Here is a 25,941-nt window from a genome sequence, read left to right as displayed (position 1 = left end):
CATGACGGAGCACCGCATCTCGAATGTCCTCGCGCCGGTGGCCGGGCTGGTCTCGGGCGTGGCCCTGGTCGCCGGCATGACCGGCGGCACCGCGTACGCCACGGTCTCGATGAACCCGGACCGGCCGAACAGCACCCTGTGCGGGTACGCGTCCAGGAGCGGAACGTCCCCGCGCGGCCTGTCCGCCCAGCAGACGGACCACGCCAGGGTCATCGTCGAGACCGCCGCCGAGCTCGGCCTCCCGCGACGCGCGGCGGAGATCGCCCTCGCGACGGCGTTCCAGGAGAGCCGGCTGAACAACGACGCCGTCTCGGCGGAGGGCAGGTCCTTCGGCCTGTTCCAGCAGACGCCGGCGGCCGGCTGGGGCACCCGCAAGCAGGTCACCACCCCGAGGCACGCCGCCCGCTCCTTCTACGAACGGCTCGTCCGCGTACGCGGCTGGCAGGCCATGCCCCTGACGAAGGCCGCCGCGCTCGTCCAGCGTCCCAGGCAGGACCTGCGCGGCAAGTACGCCGAACACGAGCCGCTCGCCAAGCAGCTCGCCTCCGCCTTGTGGACGCCTTCCGCCACGGACGCGGACCTGGAGACCCTGGACCTGACGTCCAAGGAGCAGGCCCGCATCCAGCGCAGGCTCACGACCGCCGCCGGCCTCGGCATCTCGCGGGAGACGGTCATCTCCGGGCTGGCCGACGACCTGCGCCAGAAGGACGACGCCGCCGACGACGCCGCCGACGAGAGCGCCGACGAGAGCGCCGCGACGGCCCGCGAGCAGGCCGAGGCGATCGTCGACGACATCACCGGACGGCTGTGCGGCGCCCCCGACAACAGCACCACCACCGACGGCAGCACCACCACCGATGACAGCACCACCACCTCGGGGAGCGCCACCGGCGACACCGACGATGACGCCGCCACCGGCTCAGGCGGCGCCGCCGCTGCCGTCGACGCCGCCCTGACCCAGCGCGGGATCCCGTACTCCTGGGGCGGCGGCGGCCCGTCCGGCCCCAGCTACGGCATCGGCCGCGGCGCGGACATCAAGGGCTTCGACTGCAGCGGCCTGACCGAGTACGCCTGGAGCAAGGCCGGCATCCGCATCGGCGGCACCACCTACGAGCAGGTCAACAAGGGCCGCAAGGTGTCCCGCGCCGAGGTCCGCCCGGGTGACCTGGTCTTCTACGACACCGACACCTCACGCCCCGGCCCGGACCACGTCGGCCTGGCCGTCAGCAACACGCAGATGGTGAACGCGCCCAGCACCGGCGCCGTCGTCCGGCTGGACGCCATCGACCGGCGCAGCTACCTGACGGCGGTGCGCCCGTCCGCGGAACAGCCCGCTGGAGGACCGCCGTCCGTTCCGGCAGGACAGGTCCAGCAGCGGTGAGGAGCCGAGGAGAGGCACCCCTTCACCTGCCGAGGACGCGGGCCGCTCCGGCGACGACGGTGGTCGCCAGGATCCAGCCGGCCACGATCAGCCCGTACGAGAGCCACTGCGTCACTCCCGCCGGGTTGAACGCCGACTGCTGGCCCAGATCGACGATGGGCAGCAGCAGGTCGAGCGCGTAGACCACGGGGATGTAGTGCGGCGACTCCCCCGGCTTCAGCGGTGGCGGGGGCGAGGCCGAGTAGACGGCCCCGCCGATGGCCAGCAGGACGGCGAGCCAGGTGGCCGCCCGCCACGGCTTGTAGCCGAAGCCGACCGTGACGTCCTGCAGGACGCTCCACACCCGGCCGAGCAGGAGCCGGTCACGCTGCTGCCGCCGTTCCTTCGCGTACAGGACGGCGCGGGCTGCGTCGTGCTGCCCGACGGCGGCGTAGGAGGCGGCGAGCTGCTCGTACGGCTGCGGGTGGAAGTCCTCGCCGGACAGCCAGCGGACGCGCTCACGCGCGGAACACCGCGGCTCCAGAACGGTGTACGTCAGCCCGTTGACACGCAGCGTCCGGGGCCGGCGCGCGGGGTCGTCGCGCAGCAGACCCACGCGGACGTGTTCGAGGACGACGGCGCCCTCGACGTCACCGTCCGGCAGCAGGGCGAGCTCGGCGGCCTGCAGCCCGCGCGCATCGAGCGCGGTGCCACCGGGGTTGCTGAGCAGGGCGCCCTCGAGATCCAGGTCGAGCGCTATCTGCGTGTCGACGAACCGCACCTCACCGTGCGCCGTCATACCGTCGCACACCACGTCCGAGCCGACCTCGTTGCGGGTGAAGCGCAGCGCGGCGGCGCCCGGGTTGTCGAGCGTCGCGCCGTTGAGCAGAACCCTGCCGGAGGTGCGGCTGTTGCGGATGCGTACCTCGCCGCGGGCCCGCACGTGACGCAGCCGCAGCGGCCCCTCGAAGACCGAGCTCTCGACCAGCAGACACGGGTCGCGGCCGTTGTCCAGGTGGGCGCCGTCCAGCAGGAAACCACCACCGACCGTGGTGCCGGCGAGGCTGATCGCCCCCGCGGCCACGGTCACGCCGGAGGCGTCGAGGGAGCCGATGGCGGCCCGGTCGAGTGTCAGGCAGGCGCCATGCTGGTTGCGCAGGGCCGCGCCGGTGAGGCACAGGTTCGCATCCAGCCGGGCGCCGACCAGGCGGAGCTCGCCGGTGGCCGCGAACCCGTCCATGCAGAACACGCCGCCGCTCACCGCCAGCCCGCCACCGCTCAACGCCGCGCCGTCGCGGCTGTCCAGCCGGGCGCCGTTCAGTCTGAGGCTGGCACCGACGCGGGCGTTCATCAGGCGGATCCCGCCGTCGGCCCGCATCCGGTCGGCGATGAGACGTCCCTCGATGACGGCGTTGTCGGCGTTCAGCGCGTACGAGTCGCTGGCCGCATCGGGCACGCCCGAGCCGGGGAGGCCGTGCAGGCTCGCGTCCTCCAGGGTGAGCGAGCCTGTCACGCGGCACCCGCGCAGCACCACGGGGCCGTCCGCGCGCAGGCCCTGGTCGAGCTCCAGGCTGCCGTCCACGTTGAGCCCGTCGGCGGCCACCGCGACACCGGACGGGTGCGGGCCGACCACCGCCGCACGCAGCGAGACGTCACCGAGCACGCGGGCCCGGTCCAGCCTGATCCCGCCGGAGACGACGCTGCGCCAGAAGTTGAGTATCCCGTCCAGTCGCAGCCGCGCCCCGTTGAAGCCGGGAAGCCGGCTGCCGACGATCCTGACCGTCTTCGTGGTGGCCTCTACCAGGCGTAATCCGCTGTCGAAGAAGCAGTGCTCACACGACAGCGGGTGTTCCACGGTCGCTCCCATGAGGTCGAGCCGCCCGACGACGCGCGCGCCGCGCAGCCTGATCGCCGGCGCCCAGCCGGGCTCGGCCTCGGCGGCCCCCAGGAGCAGCGCCCTGATCACCTCGGCCCTGACCGTCCGCGCCGGGCCCCATGACTCCCCGCCCGCCGGGTCGTCCTCCTCGGCGTCGCCGGCACGCAGATCCAGCCAGGTGCCGTGCACGAACGCCGTCAGCAGGGCGCGTTCCGCTCCGCGCAGCTCGCCCAGATCCGCCTCGATCCCCACCACCTCATCGAAGACCGGCGGGCCCGGCCCGGCAATGGCCGAGGCGGTGAATGCCGTCAAAGCCGATCACGACGAAGCTGAGCAGCACTGGGCCACGGCACGGTCGCTCTATCGCGCCATGGGGCTGCACGCGATGGCGGACAGCGTCGGCAACTCCGGATGAGCGCGGGCTTCAGGGCGTGGCGTTCCCGCCGAGCCCGTCGATCCTGGCGCGCAGGGCGTCGGCGTCGCCCGGGGCCAGCTCGGCGACGAGGTCGAGGGCGCGCCCCAGGGTCTGCCGGCCTTCCGCCACCCGGCCCGCCGCCACCTGGGCCTCGCCCAGCCGCTGCAACGTCCGGGCGCCCAGCGCGCGTTTGCCGCCCCGCCACGACAGCGCCCGCAGGTAGTAGGCGATGGCCTCCTCGTACTGGCCGAGCAGGTGGTGGATGTAGCCGATGCTGTCGAGGGTGGCGGACTCGCCGGGCCGGTCGTCCAGCTCGCGGTGGATGAGCAGGGCCTGCTCGCAGCGGTTCAGGGCCGCCTCGTACGCGCCGAGGCGGGCGTGGAACCAGCCGATGTTGTTGAGCGCCCGGCCCTCGCCCGCGCGGTCGCCGGCCGAGCGGTGCAGGCGCAGGGCCTCCTCGCTCAGGGCCAGGCCCTCGGCGTAGCGGCCCCGGCGGTCCTCCAGGACGCTGAGGTAGGTGAGGCAGACGCCCTGGCCGGCCTGGTCGCCGAGGGCGCGGAACAGGGTGCGGGCCTGCCGCAGGTGGGAGCCGCTGGTCGCGTCCTGGCCGAGGCGGATGAGGGCCTGGGCGAGCCCGACGCGGACGTGCGCCTGCGCGGCGGGGTCGTCGAGGCGCAGGGCCGACTCCAGGGCGATCCGGTACATGGCGACCTGCTCGTCCGAGCGGCCCTCCTGCGACAGGAAGCCCCAGCAGGCGCAGGCGAGCTGCCAGGCGTGCGCGTCGAGCCCGGCGCGCGCGGCGTGCCTGATCGCGGCCGGCAGCGTGCGGTGCTCGCGGGCGAACCAGGCCAGGCTCTGCGCGCGGTCGGTGATGCGGGCCACGACCACGCCGGGCCCCGGCTCGGGCAGGTTCAGGGGCACGCGGTGCAGCATGTCCAGCAGCCGGTCGCCGAGGTGGGCGCTGTGCAGGTAGTGGTCGAGCAGCCGGTGCAGGGCCTCGCGGCGTTCGGTCGCGGAGTCGTGCAGGAGCGTGAGCTCCTCGGCGTACGCGCGGAGCAGGTCGTGCCAGCCGTAGCGGCCGGGGGTGGGCTCCGCCGCCAGGTTCGCCCGGGTCAGCTCGGTCAGCAGGCGGCGGGCCTGCCGCACGTCGATCCCGGCCAGGCTGGCGGCGGCCGCGACGGACAGCTCCGGCGCGGGCAGCAGGCCCCGCAGCCGGAACAGGCGCGCGCCCTCCGGGCTGAGTGCGCGGTAGGACCAGGAGAAGACGGTACGCAGGTTCGTGCCGGTGTCGCCGCCGTCGAAGACGTCGAGACCGTCCGGCTCGTCCGGGCCGTCCGCCTCGTCGAGCCCCGTGATCAGGGCGTGCAGCGGGAACGCCGGGCGGGTGTGGGCGCGGGCGGCCACGATGGACAGGGCCAGCGGCAGCCCCGCGCACCGGGCCACGATGTCGTCCACCGCCTGCGGCTCGGCGCCCACCTTGGCCGCGCCGAGCCGGCGCGTCAGCAGCTCGCGCGACTCGGCGGGCGAGAACAGCCCCAGCGCCAGCGTACGGGCGCCCTCCGCCGCGACCAGGCCGGTCAGCTCGGCCCGGCTGGTGATCAGCGCCAGGCAGCCGGGCGCGCTGGGCAGCAGCGGGCGTACCTGGTCGGAGTCGTGGGCGTTGTCGAGCAGGATGAGCATGCGGCGGCCGGCCAGCAGGCTGCGGTAGAGCCCGGCCTGGGCCTCCAGCGTGGCGGGGATCAGCTCCGGCGGCACCTGGAGGGCGTCCAGGAACAGCCGTACCGCCCCGGCCGGTGAGCGGGCGGCGTGCGTGGGCCCGTAGCCCTGGAGGTTGACGTAGAGCTGGCCGTCGGGGAAGCGGTCGCGGACGCGGTGTGCCCAGTGCACGGCCAGGGTGGTCTTGCCGACGCCTCCCGTGCCGGTGACGACGCACGGCGGGGGTGGCGACCGGTCCGGCCCGGGGGCGGTCAGCCGGTCCAGGGCGGCCAGCTCGTCCTCGCGGGCCGTGAAGGGCTCGGTGTCCGGGGGGAGGTGGCGCGGCACGGCGGGCGTTCCAGCGGAAGGCGGCGCGGGCGTGGGAGGCGGCGCTTCGTCGCGGCCGGCCAGGATCGCCTGGTGCAGGCGTTGCAGCTCCTCGCCAGGCTCGATGCCGAGCTCCTCGGCGAAGCGGCGCCGGACGCCGCGGAAGACGGCCAGCGCCTCGGTGCGATGGTCGCCGCGCAGCAACGCCGTCATCAGCAGGGAGACCAGCCGTTCGCGCAGCGGGTTCTCACCCACCAGGGGCGTCAGCTCGGCGGCGACCTCCTGGTGCCGCCCTTGCCGCAGGTCGAGCGCGACCCGCCGTTCCAGGGCCGCCAGCCGTTCCTCCTCCAGGCCGGGCAGCACGACGTCGGGCAGCCAGCGCCCCGCCACGTCCGCCAGCGGCGGGCCCTGCCAGAGCGCCAGGGCCGCGCGCAGCACGCCGGCGGCGCGCGCCGGATCCGGCGCGCCGGCGGCGTCGCGGACCAGCTCGCGGAAGCGGTGCAGGTCCACGCGGTCGCGCCCGGCCGTCAGGCAGTAGCCGCGCGCCGACGTCGTCAGCGTCACCTCGGGGAACGGGGTCAGCAGGCGGCGCAGCCGGGAGATGTGCCCCTGGACGGCGTTCCTGGCGGACTCGGGCGGCTCGCTCCCCCACAGGGCGGTCTCCAGCCGGGCCACGGGCACGGGCCGTCCCGGTTCGAGCAGCAACATCGCCAGAACGGTCCGCTGCTGCGGCGTGGCCGGGCCCAGCCGCCGCCCGGCGTGCCACACCCCCACCGGCCCCAGTAACCGGAACTCCACGCCCTCGACGGTCACCGCGTCCCAAGCCCTCCAGCCGCTGACTCCCTCGGTGATCGACATACATGATCACCGAGGGCAGCCTAACTGCGTGTTCAGCAGAAAATCAGCGCTATTTCAGTACCAGGCCGCACTCTGATCACAGTTGGCATCAACCGCCACACAACCCATGAGGAGGCACATCATGGAGATCAAGGTCAAGAAGGTCGAGTCCGTCAAGGCTACTCAGAACCCCGCCACGTGAGGCGCTGACACCGCCTGACGATCTCCCCGCGGGAAGGGGCGCCACGCCCCTCCCCGCGGGCCCTGGCATGCGTACTTGACCGCGCGGGAGGCACGATGCGTGTGGCGTTGAAGGAATGCGAGTGGGAGACGATCGGCGATGATCTCCTGGTGGTCTTCGACGCTCGCGAGGCGATCACCCTGGACGACCCCGACGGGCACGTGGCCGCGCTCCTGGCCGAGCTGCGCCGGGCCCCGCAGACCGCGGCCGAGCTGAGCGTCTCGCTCCAGCGGCGCGGCATCCCGCTGTCGGAGGAGGACGTCGGCGGCGGCCTGAGCGGGCTCGACTCCCTGGGCCTGGTGGAGGACGCCGACGGCCGGACCCTCGGCGACCCGGACGCCGACGAGCGCCACTTCTCCAACCTCAGCTTCTACGGCACCTACGCCGGCCTGGAGCGCCGGCGGGCCGGGTTCCACCGGCCGCTCAGCCGGGCCCACGTCCTCGTGCTCGGGGTCGGCGGCGGCGGCTCCTGCCTGGTGCAGTGCCTGGCGGGCCTCGGCGTCGGCGAGATGACGCTGGTCGACCAGGACCGGGTGGAGTCCCGCAACTTCGCCCGGCAGTTCCTCTACCATCACGCCGACCTCGGCCTGTCGAAGGCCGAGCGGGCGGCGGCGTGGGTCCGCGACTACGACCCGCGCATCAAGGTGCACGCCGCCGACCGCTGGGTCTCGGCGCCCGAGGACCTCGACGACCTCATCCAGGGCGTGGACCTCGTGGCGGGCGGACTCGACGGCCATCCGCACGCCAACCTCTGGGCGAACGAGGCCGCGGTGCGCAACGGCGTCCCGTACGTGCTGGGCGGGGCCAACCGCAGCCAGCTCATGTACCTGTCCGTGGACCCCGGCCGCTCCGCCTGCCTGGCCTGCGACTACGCCGACCGGCCGACCGGCGACGGCCCGGACGCGGTCGCGTACCGGATCGTGGAGAGCATGAAGCTGAGCAACCCGCTCACCGGGCCGATGGCGATGCAGGTCGGCTCGCTGCTCGCGCTGGAGGCGCAGCGTTACCTGACCGGGTACGAGCCGCCCCGCGCGGCCGGCCAGCGTGTCACCCTGGACCTGCGCACCGGGCTGGTGCCCGAGTGGCAGCCGCTGCCCAGGAACCCGGACTGCCGGGTCTGCGCCCAGGCCCCGGCGCCGGCCGGTGAGCGCGCATGAGCGCCTCCGGCACCGCTCCGGTCAGGCTCAAGCCGCTCAGCGTCGTGCCGGAGGGCGACGACGAGGTCCTCGTGGGCGACCCGGCCAGCGGCACGTTCGTGACGATCCCGGCGGTGGGCGGGGTGGTGATCGCCGCGCTCCGGCGCGGCGCGAGCGTCGAGGAGGCGGCGGCCGAGGCGGAGGCGTTCGCCGGCGAGCCTGTCAACGTCCCCTCCTTCGTGGAAACCCTCGGCGAGCTGGGCTTCCTGGCCTCCGATGACGACGGCGGCGACGCGGCCGAGCCCGTCCGCACCGCACCCATCCAGGCCCGCCGCTGGATGACCACCGTGCGCCCGGAGACCGTGCGCCCGTTCTTCGGCCGGGTGGCGTGGGCCTGCTACGCCGCCTGCCTGCTCTACGCGCTGGCCGTCTTCGCCTTCCGGCCCGGCCTGCTCCCCGATCCGGCGGTGGACGCGTTCCCCTTCGCCGACATCGGGCTGAGCGCCCTGGCCTGGCTGCCGTTCGTGTGGTTCGCGGCGGCCAGCCACGAGTGCGGCCACTGGCTGGGCGCGCGGGCCCTGGGCATCCAGACCCGCTTCGGCGTGGACCGCCGCCTGTGGATGCTGGTGTTCGAGACGGACCTCACCCAGCTCTGGACGCTCCCCCGCCGGCAGCGCTACGGCCCCCTGCTGGCGGGCCTGGCCGTGGACTGCGTGCTGCTGGCCGTGCTGCTCACCGGGCGGCTGCTGATCGACACCGGCGTCTGGCACGCCCCCGAGCTGGTCGGGTCGCTGCTGGCCGCCTGGGTGTTCATCAAGGTCATGCAGATGCTCTGGCAGAGCCTGGTCTTCCTGCGCACCGACCTCTACGCGGTGCTGGTCAACGCCCTGGGCTGCCGCAACCTGTGGCAGGTGAAGTCGCTGATGCTCAAGCGGGCACTCTGGCGGCTGACGGCCGCGGAGGAGGCGGAGCTGGCGGAGGCGACGGACACCGACCTGCGGGTGGGCCGGTGGTTCCGCTGGGTCTGGGTGGCGGGCTTCGCCGGGGTGATCGTCTGGTTCTGCGTCCTGCTGCTGCCGGTCTTCGCGCAGACGCTGAGCTGGGCCGCCGAGGGGCTCGCCGAGGGGCCGCTGACGATCGACTTCTGGTACCGCCTGCTCTGCGTCACCCTGCTCCTGGGGCCCGAGGCCCTGGCGCTCGTCCTGGCCGTCAAGGAGTACGCCGCCCGCCTCACGGCGAGGACGAGCTCCGCCTGAGCCCTCCGTCCGGCACCTTGACTGACGCCGGACGGAGCGGCTCTCGCCTGCTTCAGCGGGGCGGGAAGAAGACCCAAGGATGCCGTACTGGCCGGGAGGCTGGCCGCAGCCGAACCAGCGCTGTCCGGTCACCGGTCGCCGCTGTAGTAGCTCTGGAGGATGAGGAGGTCCTCCCCCCGGCGGGGGCGGCGGGATGGCGTGCGCCGGGGCCGCGCCGAGCGCGGCATCGCGGCAGGCCCGTCCAGCGGGCCCCGGAGGCGGACGGCGCGCCCGGGGCCCGCCGGCGTCAGCGCTCGCTGGAGGCCGCGCGGTAGTGCAGGTCCTGCACGTACGGCGTGGCGGTGATGCTGTACGGCGAGGTCACCTTCGCCACCGTGGCCGAGCTCCGGGTCACGGTGGCCGAGGCGGTGCCCGCCTTGAGCGGGAAGGTCTTCGCGGACACCCCGGCGGGCGCGTCGTAGGTCTGCGTGGTGCCGCTGATCGTGACCGACACCTTGGCCGCCGCGGTGAGCATGCTGAGCACCTCCACCGTGTCGCGGGCCGCGGTGCTGCCGCTGCGCAGCTTCATCAGCTTGGTCTGCGCGTACGACGGCGTGGCCGCGACCGGGTGCACGCGGTGGGTGAGGTAGGCCGCGTCGTTGGTGACCTTCGGGCAGCCGAGCTTGTAGCAGGTCAGGTAGTAGGCGTTGATGTCCAGGTAGGTCCACCCGGCGTTCCTGGACGGGGCGAACTGGGTGTTCTCCGAGTAGTCGTTCCAGGTGGTGAGCTGCACCCAGTCGGCCTTGCCGTCGATGGCGCCCTTCCATGAGGCCCGCAGGTTCTCGGTGTTGCCTGCCTCGTCGAAGATGCCCTGGTTGGGGCGTTCGTCCTGGATCGACACCGGCTGCATCCAGATCTTGCCCAGGTTGTGCGCGGTGGTGATGTTGGTGGTCAGGTTCGCGTTGCCCGCGGGGCTGCGGCTGCCCCAGTTGGAGAAGCCGTAGCTGATCGGGGCGAACGCGTCGCGGTTGCTGCCGAAGTTCACGAAGCAGGGCACCAGGGCGACCTTGATGCCGTGCGTGGTCTCCATGGTCTTCATCCAGTCCGCCCACCAGGCGGCGGTCCTGCCCTCCGCCTTGAACGGGGAGACGACCAGGCGGTTGTCCGCGAGCCGGTAGACCGACTTCGACGCGGCCAGCTTGGCGATGGCCGTGGCCAGGGTGGCGCTGTCCACCGACGCGAGGCCGTTGACGTCCGGCATGAGCACGATCTTGAAGCCGGGATCGACGGCCTCGGCGGCCTTGATGAGGTTCTGCACCCGCGTCCAGTGCGCGCTGGTCACCGACAGGATGTCCACGGTGAAGCCGTCGAGGCCGGCCGCGATGGCCTGCTTGACCTCGGTCTTCAGGTCGGCCAGCGCGTAGTCGCCGGTGATCGGGGCGCGGGTGGCCGGGCGGTCGCGCAGCAACCCGCCGTAGGCGGCGTGCTTGCCGCTCTCGCCCTCCGGCTTGAGGTAGTTGCGGGCGTAGTAATCGTTTTCCGGAGCGGCGTTGTCGAGCGAGACGGGGTACGGGGTGAAGTAGTGCGCGAACACCTTCTTGCCCGAGGCCCGCAGCGCGGCCGTGCTCGCCAGGGCGAACGGCAGCGGCCCGCCGGTCTGCTCCTCCCCCGCGCCGGGCGTGTAGGTGACCGTGAGCTTCGGCCCCCGGTCGCCGCTCTCGCGGGAGGACATCAGGACGGTCGTGGTGTCGGACGTCCCGGTGAGAGCGAAGGCGTAGGTGCCGTCACCCTCCACCGCGTCGGAGACGTCCAGCCTGGCCGTCGCGCCGGTGGTGAACCCGGTGTGCGAGGCGACGGTGCCGTCACCGAGCGCGGGGCGGGTGTTCCAGGTGGTGGCGGCCTCGGTCCAGGAGCCGGTCACCTCGCGGGCGGAGACGGTGGTGTCCGTCGTCCTGGCGGAGACGACGTCCAGGGTGACCTTGACGTCCCCGGCGTCCTCCGGGATTCCGGTGACCTTGAACCGGGTCAGCGCCAGGCGCTGCCCGGTGGCCGAGCCGCCGCAGCCGGAGCCGCAGACGCTCAGCCACGTCGCGGTGGCGAAACTCTTGGCGGGCTCCGCCTGGCTGACGAACACGTCGTCGACGGCGGCGAACGTCACGGTGACGGGCGCGGCAGCCGCCACGCGGACGGAACCGGCGGGACCGCCCGCGGAGGCCGGTGCGGGTGCGACGGCCACCAGCGCGACCGAGGCCGTCACCACCGCCAGTAACGTGCGATATCGGTTGACCATGGAGCTCCTCTTGCTCTCGACGCGGCTCCCTGGGGGCGGAGCCGCAAGATCCAAGAATGCGGCAAGATCAACCTTCCCATCCTGCCAATGGACCGAAATCCCGTTTTGGAACGTCACCAAACTCGCTCCGTACCCGGGCGCTGACGTAAGGGCGCACCGGGTCAGGGCCGCAACCCGCGGGCGAGGGCCAGCGTGACGCCCACGGACAGCATCGCCATCACCGTCATGGCGGTCGTCGCCGAGGTGACCTGAGCGACCGTCCCCGCGAGCGCGGCGCCGACGCCCTGCGTGGTGAGCGTCCCCGAGGAGTGCAGCCCGAGCGCGTGCCCGCTCAGCTCATGGCGCTGACCGGGCAGGGCCTGGGCTCGGTGGGCCGCCACCTGAAGGTGCTCCTCGACGCCCGCCTCGTGCGCCGCCGCCGGGCCGGGCGATCGGTGCTGTACTACCGCACGGAGGCCGGGGACGTCCTGGTACGGGCTCAGGACGACCGGCTCGCGTAACGGCCCCGCTTCGCGAGCCGTGCCGCTGACGGAGAGTGACAGCTCTTCGTATCCGCCTCACGCGAGGCGGGGCGCGACGATCCCGGCCTGGACGCAGCGGGCAAAAACCCTATATTTCCGGTAGGAATCTGACCGAAAATGCGCCCATGACGGTTACCATGAGCCCATGTCGCAGCCCGCCACCTCGCTCGCGGCCGGCAGTGTCGGCACCGTGGAGACCCGCTACCTCGACCTGCCCCAGCCGTTACGCCTCGACTGCGGCCGGGAGCTGCACCCGGTGCGCGTGGCGTACGAGACCTACGGCGTCCTGTCGCCCCGGCGCGACAACGTGATCCTGGTGTGCCACGCGCTCAGCGGCGACGCGCACGCGGCGGGCGTGGCGAGGACGCCGCCGCCGGAGAGCACCCGCGACGGGTTCGGGGCCGAGGAGCGCGACGGCGCGGGCGGCAAGGGGCTCGGCTGGTGGGACGGGATGATCGGCCCCGGCAAGGCGTTCGACACCGACCGCTTCTTCGTCGTCTCCACGAACCTGCTCGGCGGCTGCCGGGGGACGACGGGGCCGTCCTCGACCGACCCGGCGACGGGCCGGCCGTACGGGCCGGACTTCCCGGTGATCACGGTCGCGGACATGGTGCGCACGCAGCGCGCGTTCCTCGACGTCCTGGGCATCGAGCGGCTCGCGGCGGTGGCCGGGGGCTCGCTCGGCGGGATGCAGGCGCTGCAGTGGGCGATCCTGTTCCCCGGCCAGGTGGACGCCGTCGTGGCGATCGCCAGCACGCACGCGCTGCACCCGCAGGGGGTGGCCTGGAACGCGATCGCGCGTGAGTCGATCCTGCGCGATCCGGCCTGGCAGGGCGGGCGCTACTACGGCACCGGCCGCGCGCCCGACGCCGGGATGGGCATCGGGCGGATGGTCGGCCACGTCACGTACCTCTCGGCGCCCGCGCTGGAGGCCAAGTTCGGGCGGCGGCTGCAGGCCGCGGACGACCTGCGCTACACGATCAGCGAGCCGGAGTTCGAGGTGGAGAGCTACCTGCGCCACCAGGCCGACTCGTTCGTCAAGCGCTTCGACGCCAACACCTATCTGTACACCTCGCGCGCGCTGACGTACTTCGACCTCGCCCGGCAGCACGGCGGCGGATCCCTGGAGCGGGCGCTCGCCGGCGTCTCGGCGCGTACGCTGCTGATCGCGTTCAGCTCCGACTGGCTGTACCCGCCGGCGGCGTCGCAGGAGGTCGAGCAGGCGCTGCGCGCGCTCGGCAAGCCGGTCGAGCTGCAGGTCATCGAGGCGCCGTACGGCCACGACTGCTTCCTGCTGGAAGAGGCGCGGCAGACGCCCGTCATCCGCCGGTTCCTGGCCCCGCCCGTCTGAGAAAGAGGCTCATGTGACCGACCAGCTCCCCCGTACGGAACAGGCCCGCGAGTTCGGGTTCGAGACCCGGCAGCTGCACGCCGGGCAGCGGCCGGACCCGAACACCGGCGCCCGCGCGGTGCCGATCTTCCAGACGACCAGCTACGTCTTCGAGGACCCGGAGTCCGCGGCGGCGTACTTCAACCTCCAGGAGTACGGGAACACCTACTCGCGCATCATGAACCCGACCGTCGCGGTGTTCGAGGAGCGGGTGGCGAACCTGGAGGGCGGGGCCGGCGCGGTCGCGTTCGCCAGCGGGATCGCCGCGCAGGCCGCCGCGCTGTTCACGCTGCTGCAGCCGGGCGACCACGTGGTGTCCTCCTCGGCGCTCTACGGCGGCACGGTGAACCAGCTCAAGCACCTGCTGCGCAAGATGGGCGTGGAGCTGGCGTGGGTCGATCCGGACGATCCGGACGCCTGGCGCAAGGCCGTCCAGCCGAACACGAAGGCGTTCTTCGGCGAGACGATCGGCAACCCCGCCGGGAACGTGCTCGACATCGAGACCGTGGCGGGCATCGCGCATGAGCACGAGCTGCCGCTGGTGGTGGACAACACGTTCGCCACGCCGTACCTCTGCCGCCCGATCGAGTGGGGCGCCGACATCGTGATCCACTCGGCGACCAAGTTCATCGGCGGCCACGGCACCAGCATCGGCGGCGTGGTGGTGGAGGCGGGCACGTTCGACTGGTCCAACGGGCGGTTCCCGGTGGTCGCGGACCCGTCGCCGGCCTACCACGGGCTGCGCTTCCACGAGACGTTCGGCGAGTACGGCTACCTGATGAAGCTGCGCGCCGAGACGCTGCGCGACCTCGGGGCGGCGCTCTCGCCGTTCAACGCCTTCCTGTTCCTGCAGGGGCTGGAGACGCTCTCGCTGCGCATGGACCGGCACGTGGACAACGCGCGGGCGGTCGCGGCGTTCCTCCGCTCGCACGACCTGGCCTCCGGCGTGACCTACCCCGGCCTGCCGGACAGCCGGTACCGGCCGCTGGTGGACAGGTACCTGCCGCGCGGCGCCGGCGCGGTGTTCTCCTTCGACTGCGCAGGCGGCCGGCGCGGCGGGCAGGCGTTCATCGGCGGCCTGACGCTCTGGTCGCACCTGGCCAACGTCGGCGACGCCAAGAGCCTGGTCATCCACCCCGCCAGCACCACGCACCGCCAGCTCGGCGACGAGGAGCTGCGGGCGGCGGGCGTCAGCCCGGGGACGGTGCGGCTGTCGGTCGGCACCGAGTCCGTCGAGGATCTGATCTGGGACCTGGAGCAGGCCTTCGCCCGCGTCGGAGAGGTGACCACGGCATGACCGCACTCGACCGCTACCAGGACGCGCTGACCATCCAGCGCGTGCTGCACACGACCAGGACGATCGCCATCGTCGGCCTGTCCGGCAACGAGCTGCGGGCCAGCCACTTCGTCGGCTACTACCTCAAGCGGCACGGCTACCGGATCGTCCCGGTCAACCCCAGGGAGCAGGAGATCCTCGGCGAGCGGAGCTACCCCAGCCTGCGCGAGGTGCCCGTGCCGGTGGACCTCGTCAACGTCTTCCGCGCGCCGGACGCCCTGCCGGAGATCGCGCGGGAGACGGTGGAGATCGGCGCGACGGCTCTGTGGTGCCAGTTCGGCGTGATCAACGAGGAGGGCGCGCGGATCGCCGAGGACGGCGGCGTGAGCGTGGTCATGGACCGCTGTCTCAAGGTGGAGCACGCGCGTTACGTGGGCCGGATGCACTGGCTCGGGTTCAACACCCGGCGCATCACCTCGGTCCGCGCGGGGCTCCAGTAGCCGTAGGTCTGCGATACGCCGCGCTCGGTAACGTCGCCGCCCCTGGCCACGAGGTCGTCGGGGGCGAAGTCGCGGGTGGTCGAGGATGGACGTGCGTCGAACGGGCCGTGCTCCAGCAGCCTGGCCAGGTCCGTGCGGTGGTCGGCGGGATGGGCCCGCACTTAAACAGGTATTGCCTACCTGTATTACATGAATTACGGTGAACGTAACACGCAGAACGGACGACACAATGACCCTGACGTTCCACTGGTTCCTGCCCACGTACGGCGACAGCCGCGACGTCGTCGGCGGCGGCCACGGGCTCCCGGCGGGCGCGGCCTCAGGAGCCCGTCCCGCGTCCCTGCCCTACCTGCGCCAGATCGTGCACGCGGCCGAGCAGGTGGGCTTCGCCGGCGCGCTGACGCCCACCGGCGCGTGGTGCGAGGACGCCTGGCTGACCACCGCGATGCTGGCCGGCACCACCGAGCGGCTGAAGTTCCTGGTGGCCTTCCGCCCGGGGCTGGTCTCCCCCACGCTGGCCGCGCAGATGGCGGCCACCTTCCAGTGGCACTCGCGCGGGCGGCTGCTGCTGAACGTGGTGACCGGCGGGGAGAGCCACGAGCAGCGCGCGTACGGCGACTTCCTGGACAAGGACGCCCGCTACGCGCGGACCGACGAGTTCCTGCACGTGGTGCGGGCGTTGTGGCGGGGCGAGAGCGTGAGCCTGACCGGCGAGCACCTCCAGGTCGAGGACGCCCGCCTCAACCGGCTGCCCGACCCGGTGCCCGAGGTGTACTTCGGCGGCTCCTCCCCCGCCGCCGGCCGGGTGGCCGCCCGGCACGTGGACGCCTACCTCACCTGGGGCGAGCCGCCGGACGCGGTGGCCGGGAAGCTCGCCTGGATCGACGGGCTGGCCGCCACCGAGGGCCGCACGCTCAGGCACGGCATCAGGCTGCACGTCATCACCCGCGACACCAGCGAGCAGGCGTGGGCGCAGGCCCGCAGGCTGCTCGACGGCATCGACCAGGCGACCGTGGAGCGGGTGCAGGCGGGCCTGGGCCGCAGCGAGTCCGAAGGGCAGAAGCGCATGCTCGCCCTGCACGGCGGCAGGCGCGACGACCTGGAGATCTACCCGAACCTGTGGGCGGGCGTCGGCCTGGTGCGCGGCGGCGCGGGCACGGCGCTGGTCGGCAGCCACGCCGAGGTCGCCGACCGGATCGAGGAGTACCACCGCCTCGGGCTCACCGAGTTCGTGCTGTCCGGCTATCCGCATCTGGAGGAGGCGTACTGGTTCGGCGAGGGCGTCCTGCCCATCCTGCGCGAGCGCGGCCTGTGGCGGCATCCCGCGGAGCCGGCCGCCGCCGGGCCGGCCCCGGTCCCGTTCGCCACGGCGGGAGCGCAGTGAGCACGCTGACGGAGCTGCGGCGCCGCGCCACCGCGCCGCTGCCCGATCCGGCACAGCGACGGGCGCGCAGCCGCCGCTGAACGGCCCGTTCTGACTCACCGGCGCGGCGGCCGCTTCACCGGGGGCGACAGCCTGACGCCCCGTCCGTCACGCGGGATCACGGGCGAGGGGCCCGGACAGGCTCCTCGCCACCAGGACGATCTTCGGCGCCCCTGCGATGCCCAGCCACAGCACCAGCAGCGGCACCCACGCCAGGGACGGCACCGCGCGCAGGGCGGATCTCGCCCTCCGGCCGGATGTCCAGCTCGATGTCGTCCCCGGCGGGCTCCAGCGCCTGGCGGGCGTAGGCCCGCACGTCGGCGTCCGGGTCCGACAGCGCCGTGGTGAGCGCGGCGGCCACTTGTGGTTCGGCCGCCCAGCGGGCCAGCGCCTGCACGGCCGCCTTGCGTACGTCGAGGTTGGCGTCCCCGAGCGTGCGGATGAGCGGTACGGCGGCGCGGGCCGGGTCGCAGGCGGCCAGGCACCGGGCGGCGCCGACGCGTACCTGCCAGCCGGCGTCGCCCAGCGCCGCGACGGCCTGCTCCGCCAGCGGCGCGCCGGTCGCGCCCGACGCCTCCAGGGCCGCCGCGCGCACGAGCGGGTCGGGGTCGGCGGCGAGCGTCTCCAGCGCCGGGGCCGGCTTGCCGATGAGGCCCAGGCCCTTGGCCGCCCACACCCGCACCTCCCTGGACGGGTCGGCGGCGGCCGTGGCCACCAGGTCGCTCTCGTCCAGCGAGACCAGACCGCGGACGGCCTCGATGCGCACCCGGCGGTCGGGGTCGCGCAGCCCCTCGGCGAAGCTCTCCCGGTCGCCGAGCCGCAGCGCCCGCAGCACGTCCAGGGCGCTCGCCCGGATCACGGCGTCCCCGCCGGCCAGCCGCCCGACCAGGGCGGTGCGCAGCTCGGGGGTGGCGGGCAGCACCTCGACCAGTTCCCTGAGCGCGGTGGCGGCGGCTTGCCGTACGGTGCCGTGGCCGTCGCCCAGGGCGGCGGTCAGGGCGAGCCCGGCGCCTTCAGGGACGGTCTCGGTCAGCGTGGCGATGGCGGCCCGCCGCACCTTGGGGTCGGGGTCGGCGAGGTAGGGGGCCAGTCGCCCGGCGGTGGGCTGCTCCTCGGCCAGCCGGTGCAGCTCCAGGATGCGCGGCGAGCGGCCCACCACGACTCGTTCGGCCCGGGTGGCGGCGGCCCGCCGCACCCGCACCGACGCACGCGCGGCGAGCACGACCGGCTCGGCGGCGACGGGCGTGAACTCGGGGACGGGCACCAGGTACGGCTCCACGGGCCGCTTGACGAACTCCATCGCGCCGTCGTCCCGCTTGCGCAGGTTCAGGTGGAACAGCCAGGCGGCGTCGTCGCGGGCGGGCAGGTCGGCGCGCTCGTGGTAGAGACCCCAGCGGCTCTCGGTGCGGGTGAGCGAGGCCCGCGCCGCCATCTCGGCGCAGTCCCTGATGAAGTCGACCTCCACGCAGCGCATCAGCTCGTGCGGGGTGCGGGCACCCATCCCGGCGATCTCCGCGCGCATGCGCTCGAACGTCTCCAGCGCGATCTCCAGCTTGGCGGCCGTCTTGGGCGGGGTGATGTAGTCGTTGACGAAACGGCGCAGCTTGTACTCCACCTGCTGCTGGGGCGGCCCCTCGGGGTGGCGCAGCGGCCGGTAGACCAGCTCGTGGGCGGCGGTGAGCTGGTCCTCGGGCAACGCTCCGGGCGCGACCGCGTGGGCGGCGGCGTGGGCGCCCGCCAGGTCGCCGAAGACGAACGCGCCGATCATGTAGTTGTGCGGCACACAGGCCAGGTCGCCGGCGGCGTACAGGCCGGGCACGGTGGTCGCGCCGTGCTCGTCCACCCACACGCCGGAGGCCGAGTGGCCGCCGCACAGGCCGATCTCGGAGATGTGCATCTCCACGTCGTGGGTGCGGTAGTCATGCCCGCGCCCGGCGTGGAAGGTGCCCCGGGTGGGGCGCTCGGTGGTGTGCAGGATGCCTTCGAGGGCGGAGATGGACTCCTCGGGCAGGTGGGAGAGCTTGAGGTAGATGGGGCCGCGGGCGGAGGCGATCTCGGTGGCGACCTCCGCCATCATCTGGCCCGACCAGTAGTCGGAGTCGACGAACCGCTCCCCCTGGTTGTTGACCTGGTAGCCGCCGAACGGGTTGGCCACGTACGCGCAGGCGGGCCCGTTGTAGTCCTTGATCAGCGGGTTGATCTGGAAGCACTCGATGCCGCTGAGCTCGGCCCCGGCGTGGTAGGCCATGGCGTGGCCGTCGCCGGCGTTGGCCGGGTTCTCGTAGGTGCCGTACAGGTAGCCGCTGGCGGGCAGGCCGAGCCGGCCGCACGCGCCGGTGGCCAGGATCACCGCACCGGCGGAGACGGTGACGAACCGCCCGGAGCGGGTGTCGAAGCCGGCCACGCCGACCGCGCGCCCGCCCGAGGTGAGGACCCTGACGGGCATGACCCGGTTCTCGATGCGCACCTTCTCGCGGAGGTCGCGCCGGCGCAGCACCCGGTAGAGCACCTTCTTGACGTCCTTGCCCTCCGGCATGGGCAGCACGTAGCTGCCCGAGCGGTGGACCCGGCGCACCGCGTACTCGCCGTACTCGTCCTTCTCGAACTTGACGCCGTAGCGTTCCAGCCGCTGCACCATGGCGTGGCCGCGGGTGGCGGTCTGGTGGACGGTGCGCTGGTTGACGACGCCGTCGTTGGCCCGGGTGATCTCGGCGACGTAGTCCTCGGGCGTGGCCTTGCCGGGGATGACCGCGTTGTTGACGCCGTCCATGCCCATGGCCAGCGCGCCGCTGTGGCGCACGTGCGCCTTCTCCAGCAGCAGCACGCTCGCGCCGCGCTCGGCCGCGGTGATCGCGGCCATCGTGCCGGCGGTACCGCCGCCGACGACGAGCACCTCGCACTCCAGGTGCAGCCGGTCCTCGATCGCGGGGATCTCCATCACAACTCCTTCAGGATCCTGTCGCGCAGCACGGCCCGCTCGCCGCTCCCGCGCACGTCGATCAGCGTGCGGATGCCCCGGTCGCCCAGCACGGCCACGCGGTCGGCGAGCAGCAGCGCCTCGTCCACGTCGTGGGTGACGAACACGACCGTCGCCCTGGTGTCACGCAGCACGTCGAGCAGGACGCGCTGCATCTGGGCGCGGGTCTGGGCGTCGAGCGCGCCGAACGGCTCGTCCATCAGCACCGCGCGCGGCGCGGCGACCAGGGCGCGGGCGAGCTGCACGCGCTGGCGCATGCCACCGGACAGCTCGCGGGGCAGCCTGTCCTCCGCACCGCTCAGCCCGACCCGCTCGATCCACGCCCGCGCCGCCTCGGCGCGCTCGCGCCGGCCGACCTTGCGGATGCGCAGCGGCAGCTCGATGTTGCGCCGCACGCTGCGCCACGGCAGCAGGCCGTCGTCCTGGAAGACCATCGCGCGCTCGGCCGAGGGGCCGGCGATCTGCGCGCCGTCGGCCCGTACGGTGCCGCCGGCGGGCGTGAGCAGCCCGGCCAGCGCGCGCAGCAGCGTGGACTTGCCCGAGCCCGAGGCGCCCACGACGACCAGCACCTCGCCCGGCACCACCGCCAGGTCGATCTCGTGGGCGACCAGGTGGCCGCCGTAGCCCAGGGACAGCCGCTCCAGCGTGAACCCCAGCCCGGTCTGCGCCCGCTCGGGCGGCGCCAGCGTGGTCATGCCGTGCTCCTCTCGGCCCGGGGCAGCCAGCGGGTGACCCGCCGCCCGACCAGCTCGACGGCCGCCGAGGTGAGCCAGCCCAGCAGGCCGATGGTGATCATCCCGACGATCACGGCGGGGTAGTCCACGAGCGTGTACGACTGCCAGGTGCGGTAGCCGACGCCGAACTCGCCGGAGATCATCTCGGCCGAGATCACGCAGATCCACGACACGCCCATGCCGACGGACAGCCCGCCGAACACGCCGGGCAGGATGCCGGGCAGCACGACGTGCCACAACACGTGCAGCCGGCCGCCGCCGAGCGTTCTGACCGCGTCCTCCCACAACGTCGGCAGCGCCCGCACGGCGTGCCGGGTGCTGACCATGATGGGGAAGAAGGCGGCCACGAAGGTGATGAACACGATCCCCTGCTCGTCGGTGGGGAACAGCAGGATCGCCACCGGCACCAGCGCGATCGCCGGGATCGGCCGCGCCGCCTCCAGCAGTGGCAGCAGCACGTCCCTGGCGCGGGCGGACCTGCCGAGCGCGATGCCCGCCGCCAGCCCCGCGACCGTGGCCAGGCCGAACCCGGACAGGATCCGGATCAGGCTCTGCGCCAGGTCGAGCGCGAAGACCGGGGTCGCGAGCTGCCTGGCGGCCTCGGCGGCGATCTCGTCCAGCGTGGGGAGCCGGTCGAACCTGAGCCACAGCCGGGCGTCGGCGGCGGTGAGCGCCTGCCACAGCCCGGCCGCCACCAGGACGGAGGCGACCCTGACGGGCCAGCTCCACCGGCTGCCGCGGCGTGGCGCCGGGGTGCCCGTCATGTGTCACCGCCCTTCGCCGCCGCCTTCAGCGCGGCCTCGTAGGTGATCGGCTCCGCCTCGGGGTGCTCGCCGCGGTAGGCGTCCGCGCCGTCCTGCGTGGTGAACGGCAGGAACCGCGCCCCTTCCCTGAGCCACACCGCGTGGTCGGCGAACCAGCGGGTCCCGGTGACGGTGTCCGGCACGTAGGCGGCCCGCACGGCCGCCGGGCCCGCGGCGGCGATCTGGCGCAGCAGGCAGGTGGGCGTGGCGGCGGGCCGCGTGGTGTCCGCGCCGTCGAGCCACAGCTCCGAGGCCGTCCCCGGGTCGCTCACCTGCCCGCCGCAGACGGGGTCGGTGCCGGTGATCGGGGCGGGGTTGGCGGTGGTGGCCACGTCCTGGTCGTACGCAGGTCCGTACGCCCTGCGCAGGTAGGAGTCGTTGACGAAGGCGGAGACGTCCACCCCGGGGAAGTCGGTGCCGATGCGCTTGAGGTACGGCACGTCGTGCTCGTGCGCCGCCTTGAGCTGCGGTTTCAGCGTGACGTCGAAGGTGGAGATGCCGCCGGGCCCGTTGTAGAGGTAGACGACCTCGGCGGGCAGGCCGGTGGACCGCGCCACGGACTCGGCGGCGGCGAGCGGGTGCTCGTGCAGGTAGCGGGTGGCGTCGAGCTGGGCCTTGAGGAAGGCGTCCACCACGTCGGGGTGCTCCCCGGCGTACGCCCGGCGCACCACCACGCCGTGGAAGGTCGGCACGTCCAGCGCGGAACCGTCGTAGAGCAGGCGGCCCTTGTCCTGGAAGACCAGCAGGCCCGGCCAGGCCACGAACTGCGCGTACGCCTGCACGCCACCCGACTCCAGCTGTGAGGCGCCGACGGCGGGCTGGTGGTTGACGACCTCGATCCCGGTCACCCCGGCCCGCTCGACCGCCTGGACGAGGGTGCCGTGCCCGGCCGAGCCCACGCTGGCGGAGACCTTGGCCCCCTTCAGGTCGGCCAGCGTCCGCGCCTTGGACGCGGGCGGCACGACCACCATGTTGAGGCCGCCGCGCAGGTTGTAGCCGGTGATGGAGATCAGCTCCGTGCGGGCGGCGGGGATGGCCTGGGTGCGGGCGGCGTTGATGAGCAGGGGGTAGTCACCCATCGAGCCGATGTCGATCTTGCCGGCGACCATCTTGGCGGTGATGGGCGCGCCGGTGTCGTAGTCCTGCCACTCGACGGCGTACCGGTCGCCGAGCCGCTGCTCCAGGTAGCCGAGCGAGCGCAGCAGCGTGCCGGCGGTCACCGTGTTGATGGTCTTGGACTGGTAGCCGATGACGACCTTGATCTTGCCCGTGCCGCCCGCCGCGCCGGCGACCGAGCAGCCGGCCGCGGCGAGCAGGGCGAGGGCCGCCAGGAAGACACGCATGGTGGTCTCCTTCATCGCAGCAGGAAGGGGATGTCGATGGTGACCGCGTCCACGGGGCACCGGGCCGCGCACGGCCCGCAGTACCAGCACTCGTCCACGTACATGTAGGCCTTGCCGGTCTCGTCGCTGATCGCCAGGGAGTCGAGCGGGCACGCCTCGACGCACAGGGTGCAGCCGTCGATGCACAGCGCCTCGTCGATGGTCACGGGTACCTCGACCCGCTGGTTGATCAGGGCCATCGGTCCTCCTCCACGGTGCGGTTCAGGTGGCCGCGCATGGTCAGCCGGTCGCCTCTGAAGCGGATGAACTCCAGGTCGACCGGCCGGCCGTCGGCCAGGTGGGTGAGCCGCTCGACCATGAGCAGCGCGGCGCCGCGCGGCGCGTCGAGCACGGCGGCGGTGTGGGGGTCGGCGTTGACCGCCTCCAGGGTGAGCTCGGCGGTGCCGAGGGGCTGTCCGGCGATCCCCTCCAGGAGCACGAAGATGTCGTTGTGCTCCAGGTCGGCGTCGAACAGCGGCTCACCGACGTCACGGACCAGATAGGTCAGGTCCAGCGAGAGCGGCAGGCCGTCGAGGCGGCGCAGCCGTTCGAGGTAGACGACCGACGCGCCGGGCGCGAGCCCGAGCCGCTGGCTGACGGCGGCCGGCGGCTCGATCAGGGCCATGGTCCTGACCTGGTTGGTCACCCGGCCGTGCTCGTGCAGGGTCTCGGCCAGGCCCAGCAGCCGGTGCAGGCCGTGCGGGTACTTCTCCGCCGCCACCGTGGTGCCCACTCCCGGGCACCGCTCCACCAGCCCTTCCTCGCGCAGCAGCCGCAACGCCTCGCGTACGGTGTTGCGCGAGGCGCCGAACTCCCGCGCCAGCACCGCCTCCGGCGGCAACGCGCCCCGCGCGTAGTGCCCGTGCACGATCTGCCGCCGGAGCAGGTCGGCCACCTGCCGCGCCCGGTCGGCTCGCCGGCGTACGGCTGCCGTGTCTCCCATGTCCACCTCCTGACCTGCGTTGACGGAGATAACCTATCAATCAGGTAGGCAAACAGGGATAACGGTATGGTTGCGCCACCTCAGGAGCTGCTCGTCCCACCTCCGGGCTGCCGTTCCGCGCCGGCGGGAGCAAGATCTGCCACCCGCGCACCACTCCGGGCCGCGACCGTCCGCAAGAGCCCGTGCACTGCCCCGGCAGCACGGCGAGCACCCGGCCGGCAGCGCGCCATCGTGCTCCGCCGGTACCGCGCGCGCGGCTCCGAGGCGGAGCTCGTGGTGGGTTTGGAGACCGGCGACGACGCCGCCGTGCTCCGCGCGCGGGACGGGACGGTGATCATCAGCACCGCCGACACAAGCTCGCCCGCGTCTCCGGGGTCACCGCCGTGATCGACGCCTCGGCCGTGCCGGTGCTGGAGGGTACCGTCGTCGTCCGCCGCTGAACGGAGTGCGAAGCCCGCGTCAGGGCACGCGCAGGCTGGGGCTGCGTTCGAGGCCGAGGATGCCGAGCAGGTGGTCCATCATGTGCTCGAACAGCGGCATCGGGTCGTCGAAGGCGAACTCCTGGTGCCCGTACACGGCCATGCAGAGCAGCCCGTAGATCTGCCGCCAGCAGATCACCATGAGCAGGACCACGCCGATCGGGAAGTCCAGCCCCACATGTGAGCGGTACGTCCGCAGTTGCTCCGCCAGGGCGGGATCGATCTCCTCCTCCGCCTTGATGGTCAGGCGCCCCTCGCGATACAGCCGCGCGAACGGCACCCCGAAGAAGCCGCCCAGCTCGCGCGCGATGACCTTCGGGATACCCTCCTCCGAGTCGGCGATCTTGGTGTAGGCGGCGCCCATGAGCAGGTCGAACTCGACCTTGTTGGCCATGGACCAGTCGAGCACGGCCCGGGTGGCGGCGTGCAGCTGGGCGCTGAGGTCGTCGGGGTCCTGGCGGTGCAGGGCGCGGGCGACGGTGTCCATGAACTCGCCGGTGACGTCGTCGTAGACGGCGCGGACGAGCCCGGCCCTGCCGTTGAAGTACCGGTACAGGGCGGGCGGCGTCACCCCGACGGCACGGGCGACCGCGGCGAGGGTCAGCCCTTCGACGCCCTCCTCCGCCGCGATCCTGCGCGCGGCGGCCCTGGCGTCGCGTTCGAGCTCGGCCCGCAGTCGCTCCCGGCGCGTCAACTCTGTCACGTGCCCATCTTCGCGGGTCCCGCCGGTCGCCGCGACTTGCGGTGAATGCCCATCACATGATTAATGGTATTCACTCTTTTAAGGATCATCATCGAACGGAGTTCTCGGATGGGCACCCCCAGAGGCGGCCGGGCCGCTACGGCCGTCGCGATCCTGCTCGCCACCACCGGTTGTTCGGCCCCGCTCGGCCCGCTCGCCGCGCCGGCGCCGCCGTCCGCAGCCGTCACGCCCACCCCGGACCCCAGGAAGGCGGCGCTGGCCGAGGCCGCGAAGAGCCTGCCTGCCCTGCTCGCCGCCCGGGGGCCGGTGGTCTGCACGCGGACTGGTGAGGAGTGGCGGGTCACGGCGTACGACGACGCCTTCCGTACGCCTGCCGCCAGCCTGTCCAGCACCACGCTGCAACCCCTCCTGACCGAGATCGCCGCGCGGGCGGGCGGCGAGAAGGCGGTCGTCAGGAGCCTCTGCGGCGCGACAGGCGACCCCGGCGTCAGCCCGGTCTCGCCGGACGGCCGCCGGATCGCCGTCCAGGTGAACGGGCCCAACGAGCACGCCGATCAACACGTCGGCTGGCTCGACCTGGGCACCGGGGCGTTCACGGACCTCACCGCGCGGTCGAACAAGAAGGGGTACGTGACCGAGACCTTCTCCGACGACCGCCCCGGCTTCGCGCCCGACGGCTCTCTCTGGTTCCGCCGCGGCCTGCGCTACTACTCGGCCGCCCCGGACGGCACGCTGACCCCGCGCGCGCTCAGCATGGCCTGCATCAAGAACGAGAGCGACGACATCTACTATCGCGTCGTCGGGCCGGTCGCCGTCGTGTGCCCGGGCGTCGTCCACCCCTCTGGCAAGTTCGCCGCCGACCCCACCACGGTGGCCAAGGGACTGATGTCGGTGCCGGGCGCCGAGCTCGACCTCCTGAGCCGCACGATCGACGGCCACGACGACGAGCCGATGCACAAGCCGTTCGGCATGGAGGTGGTCGTGCGCGACGACGGCCGGCTGCGCGGCTGTACCCCGCTCGCCTGGCTCGGCACCTCCGAGCTGCTCTGCCAGGGCGGGGGGAACGACTTCTACACCGCCCGGGTGGCTCCCGAGCTGGCCAGGGACGAGGTCGAGTACGTGCAGAACGTGGAGGTGAAGGTGGTGCGGGAGCTCGCGCCGGCGACGGAGTCGTCGATCGTCTCGGTCGCCCTGTCCAAGGATCGCCGGTCCTTGATCATCGCCTCGGCGGCGGAGGGGGAGCTGGAGACGGCGAAGCTCTACCGCGTCGGGCTGGAGCCTGCTTCGGCTCCGGTGGAGATCGGGCCTGTTCCGGATGGTTCCGTGCATGAGTTCACGCTGCTGAACAACTTCCAGCATCCCGTCAACGCGCCGGATCGAGGATGAGCACCTGGGCGA

General features: G+C 73.1%; 21 protein-coding genes. 10 read left to right on the top strand and 11 right to left on the bottom strand.

The features are described from left to right. Nucleotide 1: 1 nt before the first annotated feature. Nucleotides 2-1,381 (top strand): C40 family peptidase, encoded by a 1,380-nt coding sequence (locus LCN96_RS23655; protein ID WP_225275059.1) that lies wholly within the window; start codon nt 2-4, stop codon nt 1,379-1,381. Between the two features lie 22 nt (nt 1,382-1,403). Here the strand turns inward: LCN96_RS23655 and LCN96_RS23650 are convergent, their stop codons facing one another. Then, complete coding sequence (locus LCN96_RS23650; protein ID WP_225275058.1) at nt 1,404-3,488, bottom strand: translocation/assembly module TamB domain-containing protein; 2,085 nt, start codon at nt 3,486-3,488, stop codon at nt 1,404-1,406. A gap of 34 nt (nt 3,489-3,522) precedes the next feature. Between LCN96_RS23650 and LCN96_RS56630 the strand changes: the two genes are divergently transcribed. Continuing rightward, entirely contained in the window at nt 3,523-3,651 is a 129-nt protein-coding gene (locus LCN96_RS56630) for a hypothetical protein (RefSeq protein WP_263657508.1), read from the top strand. Between the two features lie 9 nt (nt 3,652-3,660). Here LCN96_RS56630 and LCN96_RS23645 read toward each other — a convergent pair whose 3' ends face one another. After that, nucleotides 3,661-6,531, bottom strand: a complete 2,871-nt coding sequence (locus LCN96_RS23645; protein ID WP_225275057.1) for an AfsR/SARP family transcriptional regulator — start codon at nt 6,529-6,531, stop codon at nt 3,661-3,663. A gap of 276 nt (nt 6,532-6,807) precedes the next feature. Between LCN96_RS23645 and LCN96_RS23640 the strand changes: the two genes are divergently transcribed. Then, the gene (locus LCN96_RS23640) at nt 6,808-7,908 is read left to right on the top strand and encodes a HesA/MoeB/ThiF family protein (protein WP_225275056.1); all 1,101 of its coding nucleotides are present in this window, start codon (nt 6,808-6,810) and stop codon (nt 7,906-7,908) included. Then, the gene (locus LCN96_RS23635; protein WP_225275055.1) at nt 7,905-9,143 is read left to right on the top strand and encodes a hypothetical protein; all 1,239 of its coding nucleotides are present in this window, start codon (nt 7,905-7,907) and stop codon (nt 9,141-9,143) included. The genes LCN96_RS23640 and LCN96_RS23635 overlap by 4 nt, the downstream gene beginning before the upstream one ends. A gap of 286 nt (nt 9,144-9,429) precedes the next feature. Here LCN96_RS23635 and LCN96_RS23630 read toward each other — a convergent pair whose 3' ends face one another. Then, nucleotides 9,430-11,412, bottom strand: a complete 1,983-nt coding sequence (locus tag LCN96_RS23630; protein ID WP_225275054.1) for an endo-1,3-alpha-glucanase family glycosylhydrolase — start codon at nt 11,410-11,412, stop codon at nt 9,430-9,432. A 161-nt stretch (nt 11,413-11,573) separates the two neighbouring features. After that, nucleotides 11,574-11,792 carry a hypothetical protein gene (locus LCN96_RS23625; protein WP_225275053.1) on the bottom strand — a complete coding sequence of 73 codons (219 nt, stop codon included), beginning with the start codon at nt 11,790-11,792 and terminating at the stop codon, nt 11,574-11,576. On the opposite strand from LCN96_RS23625, the gene LCN96_RS56625 reads away from it, so the two are divergent. The 5 genes from LCN96_RS56625 (at nt 11,781) to LCN96_RS23605 (ending at nt 16,483) form a co-directional block, all read left to right on the top strand. Next, complete coding sequence (locus LCN96_RS56625; RefSeq protein WP_263657507.1) at nt 11,781-11,912, top strand: hypothetical protein; 132 nt, start codon at nt 11,781-11,783, stop codon at nt 11,910-11,912. The two genes, LCN96_RS23625 and LCN96_RS56625, sit on opposite strands and share 12 nt — an antisense overlap. Nucleotides 11,913-12,078: 166 nt before the next feature. Continuing rightward, on the top strand, nt 12,079-13,284 hold the full coding sequence (metX, locus tag LCN96_RS23620) for a homoserine O-acetyltransferase MetX (RefSeq protein WP_225275052.1): 1,206 nt from the start codon (nt 12,079-12,081) through the stop codon (nt 13,282-13,284). Nucleotides 13,285-13,297: 13 nt separating this feature from the next. Further along, nucleotides 13,298-14,620 carry an O-acetylhomoserine aminocarboxypropyltransferase/cysteine synthase family protein gene (locus LCN96_RS23615; RefSeq protein ID WP_225275051.1) on the top strand — a complete coding sequence of 441 codons (1,323 nt, stop codon included), beginning with the start codon at nt 13,298-13,300 and terminating at the stop codon, nt 14,618-14,620. Continuing rightward, complete coding sequence (locus tag LCN96_RS23610) at nt 14,617-15,099, top strand: CoA-binding protein (protein ID WP_225275050.1); 483 nt, start codon at nt 14,617-14,619, stop codon at nt 15,097-15,099. The genes LCN96_RS23615 and LCN96_RS23610 overlap by 4 nt, the downstream gene beginning before the upstream one ends. A gap of 229 nt (nt 15,100-15,328) precedes the next feature. Beyond that, nucleotides 15,329-16,483 carry an LLM class flavin-dependent oxidoreductase gene (locus LCN96_RS23605; protein ID WP_225275049.1) on the top strand — a complete coding sequence of 385 codons (1,155 nt, stop codon included), beginning with the start codon at nt 15,329-15,331 and terminating at the stop codon, nt 16,481-16,483. A 157-nt stretch (nt 16,484-16,640) separates the two neighbouring features. Here the strand turns inward: LCN96_RS23605 and LCN96_RS23600 are convergent, their stop codons facing one another. The 7 genes from LCN96_RS23600 to LCN96_RS23570 all read right to left on the bottom strand — a co-directional run bounded on the left by LCN96_RS23600 (nt 16,641) and on the right by LCN96_RS23570 (nt 24,543). After that, the gene (locus LCN96_RS23600) at nt 16,641-19,460 is read right to left on the bottom strand and encodes a fumarate reductase/succinate dehydrogenase flavoprotein subunit (protein ID WP_225275048.1); all 2,820 of its coding nucleotides are present in this window, start codon (nt 19,458-19,460) and stop codon (nt 16,641-16,643) included. Next, the gene (locus LCN96_RS23595; RefSeq protein WP_225275047.1) at nt 19,460-20,194 is read right to left on the bottom strand and encodes an ABC transporter ATP-binding protein; all 735 of its coding nucleotides are present in this window, start codon (nt 20,192-20,194) and stop codon (nt 19,460-19,462) included. The genes LCN96_RS23600 and LCN96_RS23595 overlap by 1 nt, the downstream gene beginning before the upstream one ends. After that, nucleotides 20,191-20,997 (bottom strand): ABC transporter permease, encoded by an 807-nt coding sequence (locus LCN96_RS23590; RefSeq protein ID WP_225275046.1) that lies wholly within the window; start codon nt 20,995-20,997, stop codon nt 20,191-20,193. Before LCN96_RS23590 ends, LCN96_RS23595 begins: the two co-directional genes overlap by 4 nt. Then, nucleotides 20,994-22,379 carry an ABC transporter substrate-binding protein gene (locus LCN96_RS23585; protein ID WP_225275045.1) on the bottom strand — a complete coding sequence of 462 codons (1,386 nt, stop codon included), beginning with the start codon at nt 22,377-22,379 and terminating at the stop codon, nt 20,994-20,996. The genes LCN96_RS23590 and LCN96_RS23585 overlap by 4 nt, the downstream gene beginning before the upstream one ends. Before the next feature lie 11 nt (nt 22,380-22,390). Beyond that, nucleotides 22,391-22,618 (bottom strand): 4Fe-4S dicluster domain-containing protein, encoded by a 228-nt coding sequence (locus LCN96_RS23580; protein ID WP_225275044.1) that lies wholly within the window; start codon nt 22,616-22,618, stop codon nt 22,391-22,393. Continuing rightward, nucleotides 22,609-23,361, bottom strand: coding sequence for a GntR family transcriptional regulator (locus LCN96_RS23575; RefSeq protein ID WP_225275043.1), 753 nt, complete (start codon nt 23,359-23,361; stop codon nt 22,609-22,611). The genes LCN96_RS23580 and LCN96_RS23575 overlap by 10 nt, the downstream gene beginning before the upstream one ends. Before the next feature lie 459 nt (nt 23,362-23,820). After that, the gene (locus LCN96_RS23570; protein WP_225275042.1) at nt 23,821-24,543 is read right to left on the bottom strand and encodes a TetR/AcrR family transcriptional regulator; all 723 of its coding nucleotides are present in this window, start codon (nt 24,541-24,543) and stop codon (nt 23,821-23,823) included. A 108-nt stretch (nt 24,544-24,651) separates the two neighbouring features. On the opposite strand from LCN96_RS23570, the gene LCN96_RS23565 reads away from it, so the two are divergent. Then, complete coding sequence (locus tag LCN96_RS23565) at nt 24,652-25,929, top strand: hypothetical protein (protein ID WP_225275041.1); 1,278 nt, start codon at nt 24,652-24,654, stop codon at nt 25,927-25,929. The last annotated feature ends 12 nt before the right edge of the window (nt 25,930-25,941 follow it).

The sequence above is a fragment of the Nonomuraea gerenzanensis genome, assembly GCF_020215645.1.
GTDB classification, from domain to species: Bacteria; Actinomycetota; Actinomycetes; order Streptosporangiales; family Streptosporangiaceae; genus Nonomuraea; species Nonomuraea gerenzanensis.
This window is presented reverse-complemented; position numbering and strand designations above follow the sequence as displayed.